We start from the raw sequence: 21,577 nt of genomic DNA, 5'->3' as shown, positions 1-21,577 counted from the left end.
CTTGATGGCGTTTCACGCCGCCTCCCACGTGCGCAAGGGCAGCCGGTTGACCAGCAAACGATCAAGGTCCGCACGGCTGCGGGCGTGCTGGACATCAATGCCCACCACGGCGCCATCCGCGTCGAAATCGAGCACAACGCCGTCCGAGACTTCCTCCGAGTCGACGGACGGCCGCTCCGCCAAGTGTATGTACAGGGAATCCGTCTCCGGGTCGTAGTTCAGCTTCATGGCCGGAACCTCCTGTCAGGGAAGGCGTTATGGATCGTCTGTCCGTCTGGCAACGTTTGGACACGGAAAACGGATACGCGTCCGAAACGACTGCGCGCTGCGGTCATCCATCATGGCGCAGCCCCTGACCTCGGATCCACCGGCCCCTTTGGCAGCCCGAGCAACCCCTCCAGCAGCGCCGCATAGGAGAACAACGCCGCCTCGGCGCGCGGCGGAGCCATCAGTTGCAGGCCCACCGGCAGCCCGGCCGCCGTCCAACCACACGGAATCGAGATCACCGGACACCCAGTCAGGGTCAGCGTGTAGGTGATGCCGAACCAGTCCATGTAGGTCTCGAAGCGGTGGCCGCCCACCGACTCGACAGAGCGCTGCCCGACCGGAAACGGCGGCACCACCGTCGTCGGGCAGGCCAGCAAGTCGTGGGTCTCGAAGAACGCCGCGACACGCGCCGCCAAGGCCGCGCGACCGCGTTTCGCCTCCGACAGATCGCTCTGAGTCTGGGCCAGCCCTTCGTCGATGTTCCACACGACCTCGGGCTTCATGAAGTCCGGATGCGCCTCGCGGAGCGGCGCCAGCGCGGTCACGAACGCATCGGCCCGCAGGACGTGGAACACCTCCCGCGCGCCCGCAAAGTCCGGGCAGGCCGCATCCACGATAGAGCCGGCGTCCTCGAACCGGGCCACCGCCCGGGCGCAGATGTCGACGATCTCCGGCTCCACCGGCCACAGGCCCAGGTCCGGGCTCCAGCCGACGCGGCGCGGCGCCTGGGGGCGCTCGGCGGCGGCCAGGAACGGCGTGTCCGGCGCCTCCAGGGCCAGCGGATCGGCGGCGGCGGCCCCCGCCAGGGCGTCCAGAAACAGCGCGCAGTCGGCCACGTCGCGGGCCATCGGGCCTTCGACCGCCAGCGGGTCCCACGGGTCCTTGACCGGCCCGCGCGCCACCCGGCCGGGACTTGGCCGCAGTCCCACGACCCCGCAGAAGGCCGCCGGGATGCGCAGCGAGCCGCCCATGTCCGACCCCGTGGCCAACCAGGTCATGCCCGTCGCCAGCGCCGCCGCCGTGCCGCCCGATGACCCGCCGCTCGTCAACCGCGCGTCGTGAGGATTGCGGGTGGTACCGAAGACGGCGTTGAACGTCACACCCCCGGCCGCCCATTCCGGCGTGTTGGTCTTGCCCAGGACCACCGCGCCGCGCCGTTCCAGCGTCTCGACCAACAGGTTTGAGCGGTCCGGCACATGCTCGGCGAACAGCGGCGAGCCATAGGTGGTGCGCACCCCCGCCACGTCCGTCATGTCCTTGATCAGGATGGGCAGCCCGGCCAGCCAGCCCGGCCCGGCCACGTCCAACCCCTCCGGAGTCTCCATGATCCAACGGGCCGCGTCCCGGGCCCGGCGCGCGCACAGCGTCGGCACCGCGTTCACGGCCCCGTCGACGGCGGCATGACGCGCCAGGGCGGCGTCGATCAGATCGAGAGGAGACACCTCACCGCGCGTGAGCAGGGCCAGCACCTGACGGGCCGACAGGCGAATGAGGTCGTGGGACATGGGAGCCTCCGCGGGGGCAGACGAACACGGGGACCCGCATCGTGCCGCACCCCTAGGCGCGTGTCAGCATCGGCTCCCAACGGATCACGGTACGACGGCGAGGCGGCATCACGGCGGTTGGTTGACGCCTTGCCATTCTGCAGGGAAAGCGGCAAGATCAAAGACAGCGAGGGGGCCGTTCTGCCCTCGACGCGGGTGCTTTCGGACCGGCCGTCGCCCTCGTGAGAAGGAACACTTGGATGATGCGATCCATCGGCGGCATCGTCGGCCTGGGCGCAATTGCGTTAGCGGTCTCCCTGACCGGTGGAAAAACCCAGACCACGCGCCCGGTTCCTAATACTGCGTCGGTATTCACGGATCTTGGTGGCCCCTCGTGCAAGGAATACATTGATCAGACCGATCCAAACAGCACGCCGTACACTGCGTGTCCTGGTGCGTTCGAATTTAGTCTAATTATCCGGCACGTCGGGTCCGGTCGGCAGTCAATCGACATTGTCACGCCGACGCAACAAGTATATCCCCTTGACTATCACGACTACGTGACGCGCCAGATGTCGCATTTGGGCGATGAGGCCGAATGGCGGATCGCTGATCGTGACGGACAAAAATGGCCTGTCGCGGTCATCGTGCCGGTGCACGTCCACGAAAATATGGACGAACCGGAGCGAGTTTCCCGGTCCTATTTCGTTTTGGCCAAGATATCGCCAAGCGATATTTGCGTGACGCAGAAAATTCCTGCGGGGTCGATGTCGCGGGCAAGAATGCTTGAAACGGCGGATTCGGCTCCAGAACAGGACTGTTTGGACCCTTTGCCTGCCAAGACTGTTGATGGCGACCGTCCCCGTTGAGCCGGCCACAGAGTCGATGGGGTGCGCCCACCAGTCTATCGTCCGACCACGCCGACCCGATGACAATCTCGACGATTGGTCCGAGCAAGCCAGAGAAGGAGAAGGCCCATGCCGACGCCCACTGAATTCTGGAGGCAGTTGCAGGCTCTCGGGGTCCAGCACGGTATCGATAATCCTGCCACGCGGATGTGCCAAATAAGGCCCGTGCCGACGCCCGTAGAATTCTTGAGGCAGTATCAGGCTCTCAGGGTCCAGCACGGTATCGATAATCCTGCCAAGCAGATGTGCCAAACCGTGACCTACCGGGTTGCGCTTAGGAAATACTTCATGATGAACTGGAATGAGGGGACAGATCAAAGGGATGACTATAATCTCGTGACGCGCGGCTCAAGAACAAACCAATGGTTCCAACACAACAAAGAGCGCATCCGAAACGCGGCTATGGGTAAGGGCGCGCCGCAAGATTACGAGCTTGCGCTGGAGTGGGCCGTGCGTTCAAAAAAGGTCAACAGCGTCACTCAGCCTGTTCTTCAGAACTACTGCGATCAACATCTCGGTATCGATTGCTCCGGCCTCGTCACCAACTATCTGATTGCCTGCAACAAATTCGCGTACTCCGCAGCAAAGGTTCGCAACACAAGCGCTGCCTCATACTACAATCCCGCCAAGGCCATCAATGATCCGGCCGACGTGCGGCAAGGTGATCTTCTGGTCTGGATGAAGGGAAATTCGGTTTTGCGTGGTCCTGGACACGTCGCCATCGTGGAATCCTATGTTGCGCAAACCAAGCCCGAAGGAAACATGCGTGTCGTCGAAGCCACCGGGGCCTCCGGCGCCAATCCGAAAGTGCTGGATTCGATGTACTCCGTCGAACAGATTATTGATCGGGGGAGTAACGTCCCCGTCATGATCCTGATTGTTAAGCGCCATGGAGATTCAGGACATCGAGTGTGCGTGATCCGCGTTTAGGGCGCTTTCTTTGACCCTTGCCGGCTCAGTTCAGGAGTCGCAAGGACCGCCACGGGAGCGTCGTCCTGGCGGCGGTGGCTCGCGTTGGGTACGCGGGTGAGGCTGCGCGCGTTCAGCTGGCCAGCGATGTGCTCGCCCTGCGCCGCCGGGGTGAACGTGTTGCGTTCGTCCCAGGCCAAGTCGACCTAGCAGGCCGTGGCGCCATGGCGCGACATCAGGTCCTCAATGCAGCGGCTGTCGGACTGGGTGATCTGCCAGTAGGAGGCCGTCTGACCGGTCTCAACGCACCACAGCGCCATTCTGGTCGGATTCTCCGGCGCGGTCACCGCACGGGACCGCCGGTCACCCCCCGGTCGCCCCCTCGGCGATGGCGCGCAGGGCGTCGGGCTGGCGGATGCTGACCTGGCTGGCGCTGGGCAGGTCGAGCAGGCCCTCGCGCTTGAACCGGGTCATGGCGCGGCTGACGGTTTCCACCGTCAGGCCGATGTGATCGGCGATGTCGGCGCGCCCCATGGGCAGCGTCAAGGGCGAGCCCGGCTCGCCCCGCCGCCGCGCACGGTCCGACAGGCCGAGCAGGAACGTCGCCACCCGTTCCCGCGCCGTCTTGCGCCCCAGCAGAAGCACATGGTCGTGGAACTGCGCCAGCTTGGCGGTCATGCGCCGGACGATGCGGTCCTGGACCTCCGGCGCGGTGTTCGCCAAATCGTTCAGCCGCTGCATGGGCAGCCGGCATACCCCGACCGGGGTGATCGCCTCCGCCGTGTAGGCGTAGCTGCCGCCGAGGCAGAAGCCGAACATGTCGCCCCGGAAAAAGAACGCGGTGATCTGCCGGCGGCCGTCCGGCATCAGCTTGTAGACCTTCACCGCGCCGGAGACGATGCTGTAGACGGCAACGCCCGGGTCGCCCTCGCGGAACAGGGTGTCGTGCGCCTCGAACGGCACGGTGCACTGGACGCGCCACAGGTTGGAGACGGTGCGCGGCGCGAACCCGTCGCAGAAGGCCAGCGGTCCCAGGTCGCAATGGCCGCAGGGGCCACGTCCGGGGGCACGTACGCCAGGGCGCGCGGCCGGGCAGGTGTCGGTGTCCGCCGGTGTCCCCGTGTGCAGGGCCGTGACGGAGGAACGGGCCATGATCGGTTCTCCTGCACCCGGCCACGCGGATCGTTCCGGATGCGTTCCATGCTCTTGATCCAGATCAAGGCATATCACAATCCGCTGATATGCGGTAGACCTCTTTCGAACGCCCTCCAATGAACACGGGCCACACTCACCCCTGCCGCGTTGGCGGGTCGGGCCGATCGGTCTCGTCGTCGTCCTCATCGAACAGGATACGATGCGCGGCGCCGTCCAGGTCATCGAACTGGCCGCTGCGCAGCGCCCACAGGAACGCCACCAAGCCGGCCAGACCCAGCAACAGCGCCATGGGAATGAGGAACAGCAGCGCGTTCATGTCTTCTCTCCCCGGCTGCGCATCAAACGCATGGCGTTGACGGTGACGACCAGGGACGACGTGCTCATGGCCACGGCGGCGATCAGGGGTGTCACCAGTCCGGCCAGGGCCAGGGGCACGGTCACCGCGTTGTACAGAAGCGCCAGCGCCAGGTTCTGCCGCACCAGACGGTCGGCGCGGTGGGCCACGTCGAGCGCCGTCACCACGGGCGCCAGCCTCTCGCCCCGGAACACCACGTCGGCGGCGGTCTGGCTGATGTCGATGGCGCTGGCCGGCGAGGCGGAAACGTGCGCCGCCGCCAGCGCCGGCGCGTCGTTGAGGCCGTCGCCCACCATCAGTACCCGGCGCCCCTGGTCCCGTAGCGCCTGCAGGCGGGCCAGCTTGTCGGCCGGCGTACAGCCACCCCGCCAGGACTCGATGCCGGCGTCCGCCGCCACCCGGGCGACCGCCTCCGGCCGATCGCCGGACAGCATCTCCACCGTCAGGCCCCGCGCGCGCAACGCCGCCACCACCTCGGCCGCGTCGGGGCGCAGCGGATCGGTGAAGCGGAAACACGCCGGAGCCTCGCTCCCGTCTCGCAGCCACAACGCTGGGCCGGTAGCCCCGCCGTCCCCCGCCCCCAGATCGTCGACCCCACTGAACGCCGCCGAGCCCAGCCGCACCGGACCGTTGGGACCGTCCCACGACAAGCCTTCGCCCGGATGCTCGCGGACGCCCGTCACGGCCGGCGCGTCCGGACACGCGGCGGCGACGGCGCGGGCCAGGGGATGGCGGCTGCTGGCGGCCAGGCCGGCGGCCAGCCGCAGGTCGTCCGGCGTCCAGCCCTGCCCCGGGCCGGTCACCAGCGCCGGGCGGCCGACGGTCAGGGTTCCGGTCTTGTCCAGGACCACGGTGTCGGCCTCGGTCAGCCGTTCCAGCGCCGTCGCGGCCTTCAGGAACGCCCCGGCGCGCAGCAACCGGCCGCTGGCGATCACCTGCACCACAGGCACCGCCAGCGCCAACGCGCACGGGCAGGTGATGATCAGCACCGCCGCCGCGATCAACACCGCCTCCTGCCAGGGCAGCCCGCCGGCCAGCCACCAGCCCAGGAACGCCGCCAGGGCCAGCAGATGCACCACCGGCGCGTACAGCCGCGCCACCCGGTCGGCCAGCGCGACGGTGCGGGCGCGGCCCTGCTCGGCCACCTCCATCATGCGCACGATCTCGGCCAGCAGGGTGCGCTCGCCAACCGCGTCCACGCGCACCTGCACCGGCGCCGACAGGTTCAGCGTGCCGGCGAAGACACGGTCGCCCGGCCCGGCGCGGGCGGGCACCGTCTCGCCGGTGATCAGGCTGACATCCAGGTCGCTCACGCCCTCGGCCACCACACCGTCGACGCCCACCCGCTCGCCCACGGCCACCAGCACCGTCGCGCCCACCGGCACCTCGTGCGGCCGCGCGGACCGGGCATGGCCATCGGGATCGATCACCGTGACGGCCGCGCCCCCCAGCGCCAGAAGACGCTCGGCCGCCGAGCGCGCGCGGCCGCGCGCCCGGCTGTCCAGGAAGCGACCGATCAGCAGGAAGAACAGCAGCATGACCGCCGCGTCGAAATAGGCGTGTGGCCCGCCGCGCGCCGTCTCCCACACGCTCATGCCGGCGGCCAGCAGCACGGCCAGGGTGATCGGCACGTCCATGTTGGCGCGGCCGGCCCGCAGCGCGGTGACGGCCGAGCGCGCGAACGGACGAATGCCGTAGGCGATCGCCGGCAGGGCGATCAACGCCGACAGCCAGTGCATGAAGTCGCGGGTGGCCGGTCCCATATCGCCGCCGAACCAGACGGCGACGGAGAACAGCATGACGTTGCCGGCGGCGAAGCCGGTGACGGCCATGGCGCGCAACAGCGTGCGTTCGGTGCGGTCGGTGTCGCGCTCCACCGTCTCCGGATCGTAGGGCACCAGCCGGTAGCCCACCGTCAGCACGGGGTCGAGAATGCGCCGCGCCCCCAGGTCGGGGGCGTCGGTCCCGGCTTCGCCCGTCTCCGGCACCCAACGCAGGGTCAGCCGCCGCGTCGTCATGTTCACGCGGGCATGGGTTACCCCCGGCTGGCGCGCCAGCAGGCGCTCGATCAGCCACACGCAGGCCGCGCAATGCAGCCCCTCGACCAGCAGAGACAGGCTGGCCTCGCCGCTGTCGGTGGTGGTGACATGCACCGCGTAGTCCGGGATCGCGCCGGGTTCGGTCTCCGGCTTCAGAGAGCGGACCTCGGGGTCCAGGCAGCGCCGCTCGTAATAGCGGTCGAGCCCCAGGCCGTTCACCAGTTCATACGCCGCGGCACAGCCCGGGCAACAAAACCCCGCGTGACCGGCCGCCGCCGCACCGGGTCCGACGGGGTCGCCGCAATGGCGGCAGGTCTCCGTCCCGGCCTGGGCGGCGGTGTCCATCACGGGTGTCACTCCGCCATGAGCCGGCGTCGCACTGTGAACACATCGTCATTCCGCCGCGCCGTCAGCAGAATGTCCCACTGCCCCGGTTTGGGCAGGGAGACGCGGGCCTCGTAGGCGCCAGGCCCGACGGGCGGGAGAGTCACCGTCTGATCGAAGCCCTGCTCGGTCGGCCGCCGGATGGTCGCCGTCAGGGCCGCGCCATCCAGCGGGTTTCCGGCGGCGTCGCGACCGCTGGCGCGCACCGTGGCGATGCGGCGCGTTGGATCGGTCTGGGGCACATCGACGGCCACAAGGTCCATGTCCCACGACCAGCCGAGGGCGGCCTGGGCCTGGGCGTCGGCCACGCGGTCGTTGTAGGCCAGCCCCTTGACGTAGGCTTGCTGGGTGGACAGGCCGGAGAACGTCGTCAGGGCGAAATAGAGCAGCGTCCCGTTGGCGATCAGCACCACCGCGAAGCCGGCCACGAAGGCGTACGGAATCCACCACCCGCGCGGGCGCGCCCGGCTCTTGGCGGATGTCTTGGCGAAGGGTCTGGCGAGGTTGCCGCTCATCGGACGACCGGCTCCATACTACAATCAGCGGGCCCCACACCGGCCCGCTGTCCACGCTCCGCTCCGCCGCCGCGCATTGGCGCGCCGGACGTTAGCTGTCCAGCGCCTTCACCCGCGCGGACAGGCGCGCGATCTTGCGAGCGGCCGTGTTGCGGTGCAGGACACCCTTGGTCACGCCGCGATGAATTTCCGGCTGCGCCACGCGAAAGGCGGCGCGGGCCTGTTCGGCGTCGCCGGTGGCCAGGGCCGTTTCCACCTTCTTGATGAAGGTGCGGATGCGGCTGATACGGGAATGGTTGATGGCGAAACGGCGGTCGTTGCGGCGGATTCGCGTTTTCGCCGACTTATGATTGGCCATGGATGCTCGCTTTCCCTGTGCTCGTGAGAGGGTGGTGTCGAAGAGGTCGGGACTCCGAAGACCGGTCACGGCGCATCGCGACGGCCGTCGCACCCGCCGGGCAAAAAGGTGCCCTGGGCTCTTCGTCCCTCGTTCGGAAAGCGCGTTTTATAGGCCGGCACGGTCTGTGCGTCAACCACACATGTTCCATGCAAGTGCCTACCTCATGATGGCGGACAGGCCTGCCTGCCAAACGCACGACCAGACGATGATCGGCTTGCGCTCCACCACGGCCGGGGCCTTGCTCATGGCTCGATCCTGTCGAACTCTGGAGCCTCCGGCGAATCCGGGGCGGTTCATTCCCCTTTCGACGAAGGTCTTTATCCGGCGACCTGGGCCAGGGCCAACACCCCCAGACTCCCGTGTTGAAGCAGAAAAGGGGGCCCGAAGGCCCCCTTTCCCGTTTCATCGCCCCATCTTGAGGAGGCGTTGCCCCCGGCACAGTCGTGTGGGGGATACGATGCGTGTTGTGTTACGCGTTCTGGGCCGCGCCATCACGCTTCAGCCAGCGGGTGCCGACGAGGCCGCCCAGCGCCGTCAGCATGAACCACGCGGCGGCCGGCAGCGGCGTGGCGCCAACCTTGATGTCGTCGATACCCCACCCATCGGTACTGGATGCCGCCTCGAAGGTGAATTCCGTCACGGCCGCGTCCAGGACGATGCTGATGAAGAACAGAGACGCATTGCTGGCGGAGCCACCGGCGCCGGGGAACTCGATGATCGTTTCGGTGCTCCCCGCGCCCTCATTGAAGGTGAGCGACCCGTTGACGTCGTTCACGTCCGTCATCCAGAAGGAGATCGAGTCGAACGACGTCAGGCTGGTAAGGGTCCAGGTGACCTCTTTGGAATCGTAACTATCAAGCCACCGCCCATTGTTGGAGATACCGTTGGTGACATCATAGCGACCGTGGCTCGCGGCATTGTAGCCGTCCTGCGGCCCGGTTTGGTCAAAGATACCGATCTTTTTGTCGTGCTGCCCGGCCACCGTCGACGTAAACGTTCCGACGCCGGGGCCCGAGGTCGCAATCGTTTCGGACACCCCAAGGGTCTCGTCCTCGAAGTCCTCCTCGTACTTGAGAATTTTGCCCGTCCAGAACGTCGTCTCGTGGCCACGGTAGGTGGCGTATTCACCCGTGGTCCCGTGGTACATGTCGACAACCGCCGCCTGCGCCGGGGCCGAAGCCAACACGCCGCCCAGCGCGGCCGCGCCCGCGAACAAAGCCGCCTTCTTCATCAGTGTCATGGTGGTCTCCTGTCTCGTTTGGTCGTTCGGGACGCCCCGTCAAGCGGGCGGTCCGCCGTGTGGTCATCCATCGACCGCAGAGTCACCCCCCCCAGCCGATGACAAAAAAAACTTCCGCGCGTTCACGGTGCTGCTTTCACGGTCCTCAGGCATCGGCGTATCGCCTGCAGATGCGCGCTGACCCAATACAGCCAGGACCCGTTCCAAGGATTCGGTTCCGACCCATCGTGTCGGACAATCCGGTGGACGTCGGTCCCTCAAAGCCACGCCCTCGGCCAACGCAGCCGCACTGCACGCCACCTTCTGTTTGCGCCCCAAGCGGTCCTGCTGCTCACAGTTTTTCGAAAAGTTGAGAAGAATTCTATCCATCTGATGGTTACCCCACCATTTGGTGGAGCAAAGGCGGGCGGCGTTTGGAAGTTCGCTGGGCATCCCTCCACCATTTGGTGGAGGAAAGGCGGGCGGCGTTTGGAAAATCGCTGGGCATCCCTCCACCATTTAGTGGAGGAAAACCGAGACATCCGCCGATGCCCCCTATATCTGATGGTGTCGAACCGGTTTAACGCCTTTTTCGTGTATGCGAAGGATTCTTCGTTTTTCGTAATTCTGACCGTCGGCCTCGGTCAATGCACACGGCATAAACAATATGCGCCGCGTCCGGGCGATACCGGCTCACATCATCTGGCCTGACGATCCAAGGCGCGCGACCGATTCGCGCCACAGCGGGATCGCGGCCCGAGTCTGGTACGGCACGATTGGGTTGCGCGACCCGTTACGGCTGGCCGTCCGGCGCGTCGAGCAGCAACAGGCCCTCCAGCCCGTGAATCGTGGCGCCGTCGGCTGCCTCCCGGCCGTCGTGCCACACCACAAGCTGATCCACCGCCAGCCGCGCCCGCCAGCCGGCCCCGTCCCCGGCGTCCACCTGCATGGCCTCGGGCCGCAGATCGACATAGCCCACGTCCGGCTCCCCGGATCCGGCGCGGGTCTCGAAGGCGGTGGTCACCACCGGCGTCAAGTCCAACCGGAGCAACGGTCCCGCCGCCCCGCTTGCCGGGTCCGGGTGCACGGTGACGGACGGACCATCGAACACCAGCGAAACAGGGCCGACCTGGATCGGATGGCCATCATCCAACCCCGCGCCATACTTTGTGAGGCGGACCACCGTGTCGAACCCGGTCACCGCGACGGCGTTCCTGGGCGGTTCGACGTTCACGGCAAACCGCTCCTGGCGGTCCAGGGCGACCGTCCGCCGGTCGATGTCCAGGTAGGCGATCCGCTCCGGTGCGGTCATATGGTCGTCGGGGAACAGGGCCGCCAGCCGGAAGTTGCTGCCCCGGTCCTCGAAGAAATGGAGCAGGGCGGCCATGCGGGCCTGATCGTCGTCGGGCACCGTCTCGTCGGCGGGCACGGCCTGCCCCGCCTCGTTGATCATGCCGTGCTCCTGCAACAGGCCGTTCAAGGCGCGGTACTGGCTGCCCATGGACAGCGCCTGCGCGCCCCAGTGGCCGTTGCCCGAGAACAGCAGCAACACCCCCAACAGGCCGACCGGCGTCGCCGGACCGGCGGCCGCCCCGCGCACCATCCACACCAACAGCAGCAACCCCAGCCACAGCACGACGACCGTCAGGATCGCGCGCGGCTCGGTCATGCCGTACTCGAACAGGCGCACCGACACCGCCCAGATCAGCGCCGACAGCGGCAGCGGGATACTCCAGGGGAAGATCCGGCGGTAGACCAGGGCCAGGGTATTGCCCGCCCGCGCCAACGGCAGGGCGGCGGTGTGGGTGGCGACGCCGAACGCCAGATAGGCCGCGTTCAGGCCGGCCACGCTGACCAGGTCGGTGGCCATGCCGAACATAAGCTGCACGAGATAGACGTACAGGATCGCGAGATACAGAAGGGCCAGCGGGATCAGCGCCCAGCCGACGGTGACGGCGATCCACCGGGGCGGTGTTTCCGGGATGGGCGGGCGGTCGCGCACGTCTTCGGGCAGGGCGCGCTCGGCCCCGGCGAGGAAGGCCATCGGCCACACCAGCCCGTAGGCCAGGATCCACACCTCGACGATCACCTCGTCGGGCATGTCGATCCCCAGCAGTTCGTCGAGCGCGAACAGCGCCACCGTCACGCCCGCCCCCAGGAGACTCGCCAGCAGCCACGTGGTTCCGGCGCTCAGCATCACCCGCAGCCCGCCATACCAGCCGACCAACGCGGCGGTTTCCGGTGGCGCCTCGCGCGGCGGGCGGAAGGCGAAGTAGAGCGTCAGGGCAATGGCCGCCCCCTGCCAGAACAGATAGGGGTACAGGCGCGCCAGAAAGGCGTCGGGCATCCCGTACAGCGAAAAGGCGCCGACGCCGACGATGACGGCGGTGGCGAAAAGGCGCTGTTGGCGGGGCCACCAGCCGGTGCGGCGCAGGCCCCATTCCGTGGCCAGGGCACCGAAAAACCCGACACCGGCGATCATCAGCCCGATGTCGACCAGGTACCGCAGGGTGACGGCCTCGCCGAACACCGCCACGTCGGGCACACCGACGTTCTCAAGCGTCATCGCCACAAGGCCAAGGACCATGCAGATCATGGCCACGGGATGGGTCCAGGCAACGTGGAACCAACTCCACGGCTGTTGGACGAGGGCGGAGACCAGGGCGGACAGGGGAACGGAGCGGGACATGGCGGGCTTCCATCGTCGGGCGGCGGAGACAGTGCGACTAGACCGGATGTCCCCGAACATGATGGCTGTACTATGTCCGCGCCATGCGCGCGGTCAACCGGAGCGCGGCCGCAGGACGTGATGGTGGTCGGCGGCATAGAGCCGGCTGTCGGAGAACGCCGCCTCCGGATCCAGCACCCGCCCCACCAGGATCAGCGCCGTGCGGGTGATGCCGGCGGCCTTTACCGTGTCCCGAATGGTGGTCAGCGTGCCGGTCAGCACCTGTTCGTCCGGCCAGGACGCGCGATGGACCACGGCCACGGGGCAGTCCGCCCCATAGTGCGGCGTCAGGTCGCGGACCACGCTGGCCAGGTTGGTGATCGACAGGTGGATGGCCAGGGTCGCGCCGCCGCGCCCCAGCGTTTCCAGATCCTCGCCGGCCGGCATGGCCGAACTGCGGGTCGCGGTGCGGGTCAGGATCACCGTTTGCGACACGCCGGGCAGGGTCAGCTCGCGGCCCAGGGTGGCGGCGGCGGCGGCGAAGGCCGGCACACCGGGCACGATCTCCCAGGGGATGCCCAGGGCGTCCAGCCGCCGGATCTGCTCGCCAATGGCACCGTACAGGCCGGGGTCTCCCGAATGCACCCGGGCCACATCATGGCCGGCGTCGTGGGCGGCCCGTATCTCCGCCATGATCTGGTCGAGGTGCAGGGGCGCGGTGTCGACGATGCGGGCGTCGGGCGCCGCCTCGTCCAGCACCGCGCGCGGCACCAGAGACCCGGCGTACAGAACCACCGGGCAACGCCGGATCAGCGCCTGCCCGCGCACGGTGATCAGGTCGGGCGCGCCGGGGCCGGCACCGATGAAGTGGACGGTCACGTGTCCTGCTCCGGGTCCGGCTGGAGAGCGGCGGCGCCCGGCAGGCGTTTGCGAGCGTACCCGCGCGGTGTGTAGACGCGGGATCCGTACCGGCGGGTCTCGCTGGAGCCGACCAACACCGTGGTCAGCATGTCCACGTCGGCGACGTCGAGGTCCGCCAGCGTCGTGACCGCCACGTCCTCGCCCGTGCGCCCCAGATTGCGGGCGAGGACGACGGGCGTCTCAGCCGGTCGGTGTTGTAGAAGGATCTCCCGCGCGCGCGGCAGCAGGTCACGGCGCCGGCGCGAGACCGGGTTGTACAGCGCCACGGCGAAATCGCCCTCGGCGGCGGCGGCCAGGCGGCGTTCGATCACCTCGGCCGGCGTCAGCAGGTCCGACAGCGAGATGGCGCAGAAGTCATGCCCCAGCGGCGCCCCCACCCGCGCGGCGGCGGCCTGCATGGCCGATACGCCGGGGCAGACCGTGATGGCGATCCGGTTCCAGTCGGTGCGGTCCTCCCGCTCCATGGTCTCGAACACCAACGTCGCCAGCGCGTAAATGCCCGGATCGCCCGAGCACACCAGGGCCACGCGCCGCCCTTTTGCCGCCAGGTTCAGGGCCAGGGCCGTGCGCTCGCTCTCGGCGCCGAGTTCCGACGTGTGGCGGGCCTTGCCGACCTGCGCCTCGCCGAGCAGGTCGAGATACAGCCGGTAGCCCACCAGATCGGTGGCGGCGGCGATGGCCGCGCTGGCCTCGGGCGTGCGCCAGGCGTCGGCCCCCGGGCCGATGCCGACGATGGACAGGGTGCCGCGCGGGCGGCCCACCAGATCGGGCGTAATGCCGGCCGGCGCGCGCGCCACGGCACAGGTGGCGTGCAGGCTCTTGCGCTTGGGAACCTCCAAAGTGCCGGCCGGCCCGACGGCGGCCAGCGCCGCGCCCTCCGAAACGCCGTGGCAGCCCACCTCGCGGAACACCGTCTCGGACGGGTTGGCCAGCCGGGGGGCCTCGCGTTCCAGCGTCGCGGCGTCGAAGAACCGCACCGGAACCCCCAGCGTCGCGCCCAGGGCCAGCACGGCCGGCTCGTCGGTCTTGTCGTCGATGGAGACCACGCAGGCCACCGAGTCCACCGACAGGCCGCCGTGCGCCAGCGCCTCGCGCGCCAGGTTCTCAAGCTCGCCGGGCGGGCAGCCGCGCGCGCAGCCGACGCCGAGGGCCAGGGTCGGCGGGCGCAGGATCAGGGGCGCCGCCTTCTGCGCGGGGTCGTCGGGGCGGTCGGCCGGGGCGGGGTCCAGGCGGTCGGAGACGCACACGACCGGAATGTCGGCACCGGCGTCGTCTTCGGTCGCCACCCGGACAAACGGCGCGGCGCCGCCCGTCAGCCAGGCAAGCAAGCCATCGTCGACGTCGCTGGAAAGGCCGACCGGCTCGCCGTCGATCAGCGCCGCCATGGCCGGGCGCGCCGCCTGCGGGTTCTCGATCCGCCAGCCGTCGGGCACGGCATCCAGGGCAACACCGGCCGCCACGTCGCCGGCAGTGGTCAGGCAGACCGGCATGTCGGACGACGCGGCGAGGCGCTGCGCCAGGGCGTTGGCGCCCACGTGCCCGCCCAGCAGCGGGATCACGCACGAGCCGTCGGCCGCCAGCGCCAGCACCGGCGGCTCGGCACGCTTGTCCAACAGCAAGGGCGCCAGCGCGCGGATGATGATGCCGCTGGCGCACAGGGCGAGGATCGGCCGCCCCATCCGGAACAGCGCCCGCAGGTGTTCGACGGTGCCGGTGAACACGGCGTCCGCCCCCTCGACCCGGCCCATCAGGCCGTGCACCTCGGCGCCGGGCAGGATGGGGGCGATGCGCCGCGCCGTTGCCAGGCCGGTCTGGTTGAGGACCACGAACACCGGCGTGCTTCTGGCCGTCATGGCAGTGCGTTCCAATCGTCTGTCATTGGCGTTCCATCAGCGTATCGATTTCGCGGCCGGGTGCATACCAAAGGTCATCGAGTGCGACCGTTCAAGCCCATGGGGCGCCGACCGGCGCGCCACTCTGCCCCCCCTCCCCCGGAAGCTTGAATGCGTGGGGTGGCGCTGCAGGGGCGGCCGACGGGCTCGGCCCGACGCCCGTTTCAGTTATGGTGGTGATGGTGATGATGGTGCCCATGGCCATGGCCATGGTCGTGATGATGACCATGATCGGCGTCCGTGCCGGCGCCACGCACATGGTGGTGGTGCCCCGCCTGGACGGCGCCGACATCGCCCTCGAAGCCGATCACCTGTTCCCGGTACTTGCAGAGCTGACAGTTCATGGCCGTGGTGCCGGCCAGGATATCGTTGACGCGGTCGACGAAGCTTTCGATCACGAACGGATGGTCGTTCAGGTAGGGCGCCTTGAGGATCTCGATCTCGGGATGGGCGGCGGCGGCCTCGTCCGCCCAGTCGTAGATGCGCCGCACCAGAACGCCGGTGAACAGGAAGTAGGGGAAGACGATGATGCGCCGGTAGCCCAGTTTGGCGGCGTGCGCCAGCCCGGCATCAACCAATGGCGCGGTGACGCCGGAATACGAAACCTCGGTCCAGCCGACACCCAGGCCCTCCCACAACATGCGAGCCACCTTGCTGATGTTGGAATTGGCGTCGGAGTCATTGGTGCCGCGCCCCACCACCATCAACAAAGTGTCCTTGCGGTCGACCTGGGTGGGGGCGGCGGCCTCGGCCTCCTCGATGCGGGCGCGGGCGGCCTTCAGAAGCTTCGGATCGATGCCCAGGTCGCGGCCGAACTCGACCCGCAGGTCGGGGTTCTCGGCGGCGAAGCTGTTGATCTCCCACGGCAGGTCGTTCTTGACGTGACCGGCGGCGAACAACATGCCCGGCACCGCCAGGATGCGGGTGACCCCGGCGGCCTTCAGCTTTTCCAGGCCGGTGCGGATGATCGGGCGGGCGAACTCCAGGAATCCGCTTTCCACCGGGACGTCAGGGAACTTCTCGCGCAGGTGCACGGCGAGCCGATTGAACTCCTCGACCGCCGCGTCGTCGCGGCTGCCGTGGCCGCAGATCATGACGCCGATGCGATCGGGGTCGGCGCCGGGCGCGGTGGTGGGAACGGAAGAGACGGATGCCTGGGTCATGGTCGCCTGGTCCTTGCCTTCGAGCGATGGGGCGAGCGATGGGGCCGCCTGGTCCGATGCCTCCGGGCGGCTGGGGGAAGGGGCGGACTATAGGGACCAAGGGGCGGTGGGGGAAGGGACAACCGCGCTCGGCACAGGGCAATCGGGTGAACGGGCGCCCATCGTCGAGACGGCCCCCCGGGTAGAGGCCCGCACAAAACCCGTCATTGCGAGCCCCGCCTTTTTCGCCTCGCGAAACTGGCGGGGCGAAGCAATCCAGGGCATGTTCATGATGTATTCGCCCTGGATTGCTTCGTCACTTCGTTCCTCGCAATGACGGAGTGCGAGTTCCGGCCGCTCACGAAGAAATCGCTTGTATGTTGCCGCTATGCCGCCGCCCGCTCCGGGAACAGGCCGGCGAGGCCCTCGGCGCTGGCGGCGCAGACACCGCGTTCGGTGATCAGGCCGGTCACCAGCCGTGACGGGGTCACGTCAAAGGCCGGGTTGGCGGCCGGGCTGCCCTCTGGCGTAACCGTGATCCAGGCGGTCTCACCCGACTCCAGCCGGCCCCACAGGCACTGCACCTCATCGGGGCCGCGATCCTCGATGGGGATTTCGGCCACGCCGTCCCGGACCGTCCAGTCGATGGTCGGGCTGGGCAGGGCGACATAGAACGGCACGCCGTTGTCCTTGGCCGCCAGCGCCTTCAGGTAGGTGCCGATCTTGTTGCAGACATCGCCGGTGGACGTCGTGCGGTCGGTGCCAACGATGCACACGTCGACCATGCCGTGCTGCATGAAGTGGCCGCCGGCGTTGTCGACGATCACCGTGTGCGGCACGCCGTGCTGGTTCAGTTCCCACGCCGTCAGGCTGGCGCCCTGGTTGCGCGGCCGCGTCTCGTCCACCCACACATGGACCGGAATCCCGGCGTCGTGCGCCTTGTAGATAGGCGCCAGCGCCGTGCCCCAGTCCACCGTCGCCAGCCAGCCGGCGTTGCAGTGGGTCAGCACGTTGAACCGCTCCGGTTTGCCTTTTCGCTGCCACAGGGTGCGGAAGACGGCGAGGCCGTGGTCACCGATGGACTCGTTCAGGGCCACGTCCTCGTCGCAGATCTCCACCGCGCGGGCGCGAGCGGCGGCGGCGCGCTGTTCGGGGGGCAACGGGGTCAGGCGCGCGCGCAGGTCGTCCAGCGCCCAGCGCAGGTTGACCGCCGTCGGCCGGGTGGCGAACAGGCGGTCGTAGGCGGTGGTCAGCCCAACGTCGGACGGATCGCCGCGCATGGCCAGCGCCATGCCGTGCGCCGCCGTGGCGCCGATCAGGGGCGCGCCGCGCACCAGCATGTCCTTGATCGCCCGACAGGCGTCGCCGAGCGTGGTCAGCTGGGTGACCTCATAATGGTGCGGCAGGCGCGTCTGGTCGATGATCTCCACCGTGTGGCCGTCCTCGGCCAGCCAGATGGTGCGGGTGGGCGTGCCGTTGACCTTCATGGTGGCGTCTCCTCCGAGAAGCGTTGGACAAGGTCTGCCATACCGGCAAGAAAGACCTGAAAGCTTGGCGATCGGTTGTGGTTCGGGGCAACGGACATGTGGTCCCCGACTTTGCGGGCAACATCGGTCTTCGGCATGTGGCTGTCCTGGAAGTAGCCCGCCCTCTTGAACACCCTGTGCAGTGCCTCGGCGGTCCCACCCTTCACGTCGTCCGGAAACCGGATTGATTTCGCACGCGTGACACCCTTCTTGAGGCGCGGGTAGGCGGCGAGCAAGGCGGCTTCATCGCCCAGAAACCAAGCCTCCAGTTCCTCCACCGCGATGCGGTTCAGAACGATGTAATCGCCATCGGGACCACGACTCGATCTGGTGGTCAAGCCCGCGTCGCGTGCCATGTCTTCCAACCGGCGCTTCAGGACCAGACAGTCCTGCCGATCACGATCGATGAGCACGACGACGCGCAAGCGCTCATGGTCCAGACGCTTGCGATAGCCGCGCAGGCGATTTGGAAGCTGCTTCAGCAGGTCCGGTTTCCCCTGGAACGTGATGCATTGATGATGGATGTCCGGCGGCAGCAGCCGTGGAAGGACGTGCTCAAGGGTCGCCTTGGCGGACGGTTCCTCTAATAGAACGTGTATCTGCCGCTGCATCAGACGGGGCCCCCAGCCGGGTCTCCCATGCCGAAATAGCCTTCCATCCACAGGGCGCCCAGTTGGCCGCCAGCCTCCATCATCTCCGGGATGCCCCGGATGTGATCAGTTCGTGTTGCCTTGGCGTAGCCATCCCTGTCCCGCCAAAGCACCCAGGCCTGTTTCGGGTTCAGGGCATTCACGAACTGCGGCGAATGGGTGGTCACCATCAATTGGCTGTGCGCGCTGGCCGTCTGGCACTCCTCGGCCAATTCGTGGAGCAGCATCGGATGCAGGAAATTCTCCGGTTCCTCGATCCCGATCAGCGGGAAGGGGTCCGGGTCGTTCATCAGCACCAGATAGGACAGCAGCTTGAGCGTTCCGTCCGAGGCGTACCGGGCAAGAATTGGTGTGTTGAAGGGGGCATCCTTGATCTGCAGCAGAAGCCGGCCATCGGCGAGGATATCGGCCGACACGGTTTCGAGTCGCGGCACCCGCCGCGTCAGCCGGGCCAGAATGACGTTCAGGGTCCGTGGATGGCGTTCGTGGAGGAACTGGATGACGTTGGCCAAATTGTCACCGGACCGGGATAGATGCTCGTGCGGGCCTGCTTCCGGCGTGCCCCTGGTGTCGGTCGCCGAGAGGTAAGAGAGGTGCCAGCCGGTGATGAACTCCCGCAGGGCCTTCACACGGGGGTGCCGCTCGAACTGACCCAGGGTGTTGACGGCCAGCATATCGGGGGCGGCCAGGGCCTCGTGCTCCCGCTCGGCGTCGGGATCGGGCTGGTCGGCCTTGATGGCGAACCCCTTGCCAGCGCTATAGGAGAGGAAATCGAAGGGACGTCCTCTGGAGCCACGGGTCCAGGACAGACGTTCCTCGGCGACGATCGGCTGCCCCCCATCTTCATCAATGATTAGGCGGTAGGTGATCAGCGGCACATCGGGGATTTTGAACTTCAGCGCGATCTCGATTGGCCCCTCGGCGCCGCGACTGCGCAGTTCCTTGAAGCGGCCTCGGCGATCCCAGGCCCGCCGAAGCCCTTCGTTGAAGCACTCCGAGAGAAAGGCGAAAACATCGAACAGGGTGGACTTGCCACTGCCGTTCGGCCCGACGAACACGGTCAGAGGCGCCACGTCCTTCAGTTCGACATCCCTCAGGGCGCGGTAGTTGCGAACCTTGAGATACGTGATGCGGGGAACCGCTCTGGTGCCGCCGGGCCGGGACATCGCGTGTCTCCCTGGCAAAAAAAGTGCTGAGAGCCAGCCAGGTCACCCCAACACCCGCCCCGCCACCGCGTCCAGCTTGGCCAACATGGCCGGGTCGCGGGCGTCGGGGTGGGTGATCAGCGCCGTGTCGAGCGCGTGATGGCAGCCCTTCTCGCACGGGTCCGTTCGGCCGGACAGGCGCGGCGCCACCGCCTTGACCAGCGCCCGACCCTTGTCGGCGTTGTCCAACAGGACCTTGATGATCGCCTCGACGGTGACGTGGTCGTGGTCCGGATGCCAGCAGTCGTAGTCCGTGACCATTGCGACCGTGCAATAGCACATCTCCGCCTCGCGGGCCAACTTGGCCTCCGGCATGTTGGTCATACCAATGACGTCGCAACCCCAGGCGCGGTAAAGTTCGCTCTCGGCCCGGGTGGAGAACTGCGGCCCCTCCATCACCAGATAGGTCCCGCCGCGCTGGTGGGGAATATCCAGGTCTCGGCAGGCTTCCTCCACCGCGTCGCCCAGGCGGCCGCAGGTCGGGTGCGCCATGGAGACGTGCGCCACCAGCCCCTCGCCGAAAAAGCTCTTCTCGCGGGCGAAGGTGCGGTCGATGAACTGGTCGACGATGACGAAGGTGCCGGGCGGCAGATCGGCGTCCAGCGAGCCGACGGCGGAGACCGACAGGATCTCGGTCACGCCGGCGCGCTTCAGGGCGTCGATGTTGGCGCGGAAGTTCAAGCCAGAGGGGGGCACCCGGTGGCCGCGCCCGTGCCGGGGCAGGAACACCATGCGCTGGCCGTCCAGGTCGCCGAACAGAAGCTGGTCGGAGGGCTGGCCGAACGGCGTGTCCACCGCCTCCCACCGCGTGTTGGTCAGGCCGTCGATTTCATACAGGCCCGATCCGCCGATGACGCCGATGACCGGCCCGCTGCCCTGCTCCGCCATGATGCTCCTCGCTCCCGGGATGAAGATGGAGCGGCATCCTAGAGCGGATGGCCATGATTACAAGCGCATCGCGCGGCCAGGTCCTCACCCCAGCCCGAGCACGTCGGCCATGGAATACAGGCCGTTCGGCTTGTCCGCCGCCCACTGGGCGGCGCGCACCGCCCCGCGCGCATAGATCACACGGTCGCTGGCCTTGTGGGTGAGTTCGATGCGCTCGCCCGGGCCGGCGAAGACCACGGTGTGGTCGCCCACCACATCGCCGCCGCGCAGCACGGCGAAGCCGATGTGGCCGTCCTCGCGCGGGCCGGTATGGCCGTCGCGGGCGCGGTCGGCGACGGCGTCCAGGTCGACACCGCGCCCCGCCGCCGCCGCCCGGCCCAGGCCCAGCGCCGTGCCCGAGGGCGCGTCGACCTTGTGGCGGTGGTGGTGCTCGACGATCTCGATGTCGTACTCAATCCCCAGCGTCGCGGCGACCTGTCGGGTCAGCGCGAACAGCAGGTTGACGCCGACGCTCATGTTCGGCGCCTGAACGATGCGCGTCTGCCGGGCCATCTTGCCGAGTTGGGACAGGGCCGCGTCGTCCAGGCCGGTGGTGCCAACCACCAGGGTCGTGCCGGTGTGCGCGGCCATGGTCGCGTGCAACAGGGTCGCCGCCGGCGTCGTGAAATCGATCACCGCGTCGGCGGCGTCGAACAGGACCGTTGGATCTTCCGTCACCAGGATGCCAGACGGCGGCACGCCTGCCAGCGCGGCGACGTCTTCCCCCACCAGCGCGCCGCCCGGCTTTTCCGTGCCGCCCGCGAGGGTCACACCCTCGGTCTCCAGGACCTGTCGCACAAGTTCACGGCCCATGCGACCGCCACAGCCGACGATTCCGATGCGCACCATGCTTCGTCTTACTCCCCGGTCAAATCAACACACGCGCAGCCAGCCGCAACCGTCGGATGAGCCCCTCGCGTCCGCCGCGCGCCCTATTGTTCCGTGAACGCCTTGGCGAAGTAGTCCGTGATCGGCTTGACGATGTAGTCGAGCATGGTCCGTTCGCCGATC

19 protein-coding genes are annotated in these 21,577 nt (G+C 68.0%); 2 read left to right on the top strand and 17 right to left on the bottom strand.

Features of this window, described 5'->3' with window-relative positions; all coding sequences use genetic code 11:
* Positions 1-12: 12 nt before the first annotated feature.
* Together Q0309_RS04110 and Q0309_RS04105 are read right to left on the bottom strand one after the other, a co-directional pair.
* Complete coding sequence (locus Q0309_RS04110) at positions 13-228, bottom strand: DUF2283 domain-containing protein (protein WP_299437738.1); 216 nt, start codon at positions 226-228, stop codon at positions 13-15.
* 110 nt (positions 229-338) lie between these two features.
* A complete protein-coding gene (locus Q0309_RS04105) occupies positions 339-1,772 on the bottom strand; it encodes an amidase (RefSeq protein ID WP_299437736.1) in 1,434 nt (477 codons plus the stop codon).
* Between the two features lie 239 nt (positions 1,773-2,011).
* On the opposite strand from Q0309_RS04105, the gene Q0309_RS04100 reads away from it, so the two are divergent.
* Complete coding sequence (locus tag Q0309_RS04100; protein WP_299437734.1) at positions 2,012-2,620, top strand: hypothetical protein; 609 nt, start codon at positions 2,012-2,014, stop codon at positions 2,618-2,620.
* A gap of 108 nt (positions 2,621-2,728) precedes the next feature.
* Complete coding sequence (locus tag Q0309_RS04095) at positions 2,729-3,589, top strand: hypothetical protein (RefSeq protein ID WP_299437732.1); 861 nt, start codon at positions 2,729-2,731, stop codon at positions 3,587-3,589.
* A 342-nt stretch (positions 3,590-3,931) separates the two neighbouring features.
* Here Q0309_RS04095 and Q0309_RS04090 read toward each other — a convergent pair whose 3' ends face one another.
* The 15 genes from Q0309_RS04090 to dapB all read right to left on the bottom strand — a co-directional run bounded on the left by Q0309_RS04090 (position 3,932) and on the right by dapB (position 21,412).
* Positions 3,932-4,720 carry a cyclic nucleotide-binding domain-containing protein gene (locus tag Q0309_RS04090; RefSeq protein ID WP_299437730.1) on the bottom strand — a complete coding sequence of 263 codons (789 nt, stop codon included), beginning with the start codon at positions 4,718-4,720 and terminating at the stop codon, positions 3,932-3,934.
* Positions 4,721-4,856: 136 nt separating this feature from the next.
* The gene (gene ccoS, locus Q0309_RS04085; RefSeq protein WP_299437728.1) at positions 4,857-5,039 is read right to left on the bottom strand and encodes a cbb3-type cytochrome oxidase assembly protein CcoS; all 183 of its coding nucleotides are present in this window, start codon (positions 5,037-5,039) and stop codon (positions 4,857-4,859) included.
* Complete coding sequence (locus Q0309_RS04080; RefSeq protein WP_299437764.1) at positions 5,036-7,462, bottom strand: heavy metal translocating P-type ATPase metal-binding domain-containing protein; 2,427 nt, start codon at positions 7,460-7,462, stop codon at positions 5,036-5,038. The genes ccoS and Q0309_RS04080 overlap by 4 nt, the downstream gene beginning before the upstream one ends.
* Before the next feature lie 8 nt (positions 7,463-7,470).
* On the bottom strand, positions 7,471-8,016 hold the full coding sequence (locus Q0309_RS04075) for a FixH family protein (RefSeq protein WP_299437726.1): 546 nt from the start codon (positions 8,014-8,016) through the stop codon (positions 7,471-7,473).
* A gap of 91 nt (positions 8,017-8,107) precedes the next feature.
* The gene (gene rpsT, locus Q0309_RS04070; RefSeq protein WP_299437724.1) at positions 8,108-8,374 is read right to left on the bottom strand and encodes a 30S ribosomal protein S20; all 267 of its coding nucleotides are present in this window, start codon (positions 8,372-8,374) and stop codon (positions 8,108-8,110) included.
* Between the two features lie 511 nt (positions 8,375-8,885).
* Positions 8,886-9,656, bottom strand: a complete 771-nt coding sequence (locus Q0309_RS04065; RefSeq protein ID WP_299437722.1) for a VPLPA-CTERM sorting domain-containing protein — start codon at positions 9,654-9,656, stop codon at positions 8,886-8,888.
* A gap of 772 nt (positions 9,657-10,428) precedes the next feature.
* A complete protein-coding gene (locus Q0309_RS04060) occupies positions 10,429-12,324 on the bottom strand; it encodes a DUF4153 domain-containing protein (RefSeq protein WP_299437720.1) in 1,896 nt (631 codons plus the stop codon).
* 93 nt (positions 12,325-12,417) lie between these two features.
* Entirely contained in the window at positions 12,418-13,182 is a 765-nt protein-coding gene (gene cobM, locus Q0309_RS04055) for a precorrin-4 C(11)-methyltransferase (RefSeq protein WP_299437718.1), read from the bottom strand.
* On the bottom strand, positions 13,179-15,077 hold the full coding sequence (gene cobJ, locus Q0309_RS04050) for a precorrin-3B C(17)-methyltransferase (RefSeq protein ID WP_299437716.1): 1,899 nt from the start codon (positions 15,075-15,077) through the stop codon (positions 13,179-13,181). The genes cobM and cobJ overlap by 4 nt, the downstream gene beginning before the upstream one ends.
* 203 nt (positions 15,078-15,280) lie before the next feature.
* Entirely contained in the window at positions 15,281-16,279 is a 999-nt protein-coding gene (locus tag Q0309_RS04045; RefSeq protein ID WP_366940561.1) for a sirohydrochlorin chelatase, read from the bottom strand.
* Positions 16,280-16,644: 365 nt separating this feature from the next.
* Positions 16,645-17,745: an S-methyl-5-thioribose-1-phosphate isomerase gene (gene mtnA / locus Q0309_RS04040; protein ID WP_299437714.1), complete on the bottom strand. Its 1,101-nt coding sequence runs from the start codon at positions 17,743-17,745 to the stop codon at positions 16,645-16,647.
* Positions 17,742-18,395 (bottom strand): DUF4276 family protein, encoded by a 654-nt coding sequence (locus tag Q0309_RS04035; RefSeq protein WP_299437712.1) that lies wholly within the window; start codon positions 18,393-18,395, stop codon positions 17,742-17,744. Before Q0309_RS04035 ends, mtnA begins: the two co-directional genes overlap by 4 nt.
* Positions 18,395-19,600: an AAA family ATPase gene (locus Q0309_RS04030; RefSeq protein WP_299437710.1), complete on the bottom strand. Its 1,206-nt coding sequence runs from the start codon at positions 19,598-19,600 to the stop codon at positions 18,395-18,397. The genes Q0309_RS04035 and Q0309_RS04030 overlap by 1 nt, the downstream gene beginning before the upstream one ends.
* 42 nt (positions 19,601-19,642) lie before the next feature.
* Positions 19,643-20,527 (bottom strand): S-methyl-5'-thioadenosine phosphorylase, encoded by an 885-nt coding sequence (locus Q0309_RS04025; RefSeq protein WP_299437708.1) that lies wholly within the window; start codon positions 20,525-20,527, stop codon positions 19,643-19,645.
* An 84-nt stretch (positions 20,528-20,611) separates the two neighbouring features.
* Entirely contained in the window at positions 20,612-21,412 is an 801-nt protein-coding gene (dapB, locus tag Q0309_RS04020; protein WP_299437760.1) for a 4-hydroxy-tetrahydrodipicolinate reductase, read from the bottom strand.
* Positions 21,413-21,577: the final 165 nt, after the last annotated feature.

Origin of the sequence: uncultured Rhodospira sp. (assembly GCF_937138205.1) — a bacterium.
Classification (GTDB): Bacteria; Pseudomonadota; Alphaproteobacteria; order Rhodospirillales; family Rhodospirillaceae; genus Rhodospira.
The sequence above is the reverse complement of the archived record's forward strand: the minus strand, read 5'-3'. Positions and strand labels throughout refer to the sequence as shown.

Coding starts and splice junctions, on each gene's coding strand:
- Q0309_RS04060 (WP_299437720.1), bottom strand. CDS start 12,324: ATGTCCCGCTCCGTTCCCCTGTCCGCCCTGGTCTCCGCCCTCGTCCAA.
- Q0309_RS04025 (WP_299437708.1), bottom strand. CDS start 20,527: ATGGCGGAGCAGGGCAGCGGGCCGGTCATCGGCGTCATCGGCGGATCG.
- Q0309_RS04090 (WP_299437730.1), bottom strand. CDS start 4,720: ATGGCCCGTTCCTCCGTCACGGCCCTGCACACGGGGACACCGGCGGAC.
- mtnA (WP_299437714.1), bottom strand. CDS start 17,745: ATGAAGGTCAACGGCACGCCCACCCGCACCATCTGGCTGGCCGAGGAC.
- Q0309_RS04080 (WP_299437764.1), bottom strand. CDS start 7,462: ATGGACACCGCCGCCCAGGCCGGGACGGAGACCTGCCGCCATTGCGGC.
- Q0309_RS04100 (WP_299437734.1), top strand. CDS start 2,012: ATGATGCGATCCATCGGCGGCATCGTCGGCCTGGGCGCAATTGCGTTA.
- Q0309_RS04065 (WP_299437722.1), bottom strand. CDS start 9,656: ATGACACTGATGAAGAAGGCGGCTTTGTTCGCGGGCGCGGCCGCGCTG.
- Q0309_RS04075 (WP_299437726.1), bottom strand. CDS start 8,016: ATGAGCGGCAACCTCGCCAGACCCTTCGCCAAGACATCCGCCAAGAGC.
- Q0309_RS04045 (WP_366940561.1), bottom strand. CDS start 16,279: ATGACCCAGGCATCCGTCTCTTCCGTTCCCACCACCGCGCCCGGCGCC.
- Q0309_RS04110 (WP_299437738.1), bottom strand. CDS start 228: ATGAAGCTGAACTACGACCCGGAGACGGATTCCCTGTACATACACTTG.
- Q0309_RS04030 (WP_299437710.1), bottom strand. CDS start 19,600: ATGTCCCGGCCCGGCGGCACCAGAGCGGTTCCCCGCATCACGTATCTC.
- cobJ (WP_299437716.1), bottom strand. CDS start 15,077: ATGACGGCCAGAAGCACGCCGGTGTTCGTGGTCCTCAACCAGACCGGC.
- Q0309_RS04095 (WP_299437732.1), top strand. CDS start 2,729: ATGCCGACGCCCACTGAATTCTGGAGGCAGTTGCAGGCTCTCGGGGTC.
- Q0309_RS04035 (WP_299437712.1), bottom strand. CDS start 18,395: ATGCAGCGGCAGATACACGTTCTATTAGAGGAACCGTCCGCCAAGGCG.
- Q0309_RS04105 (WP_299437736.1), bottom strand. CDS start 1,772: ATGTCCCACGACCTCATTCGCCTGTCGGCCCGTCAGGTGCTGGCCCTG.
- ccoS (WP_299437728.1), bottom strand. CDS start 5,039: ATGAACGCGCTGCTGTTCCTCATTCCCATGGCGCTGTTGCTGGGTCTG.
- rpsT (WP_299437724.1), bottom strand. CDS start 8,374: ATGGCCAATCATAAGTCGGCGAAAACGCGAATCCGCCGCAACGACCGC.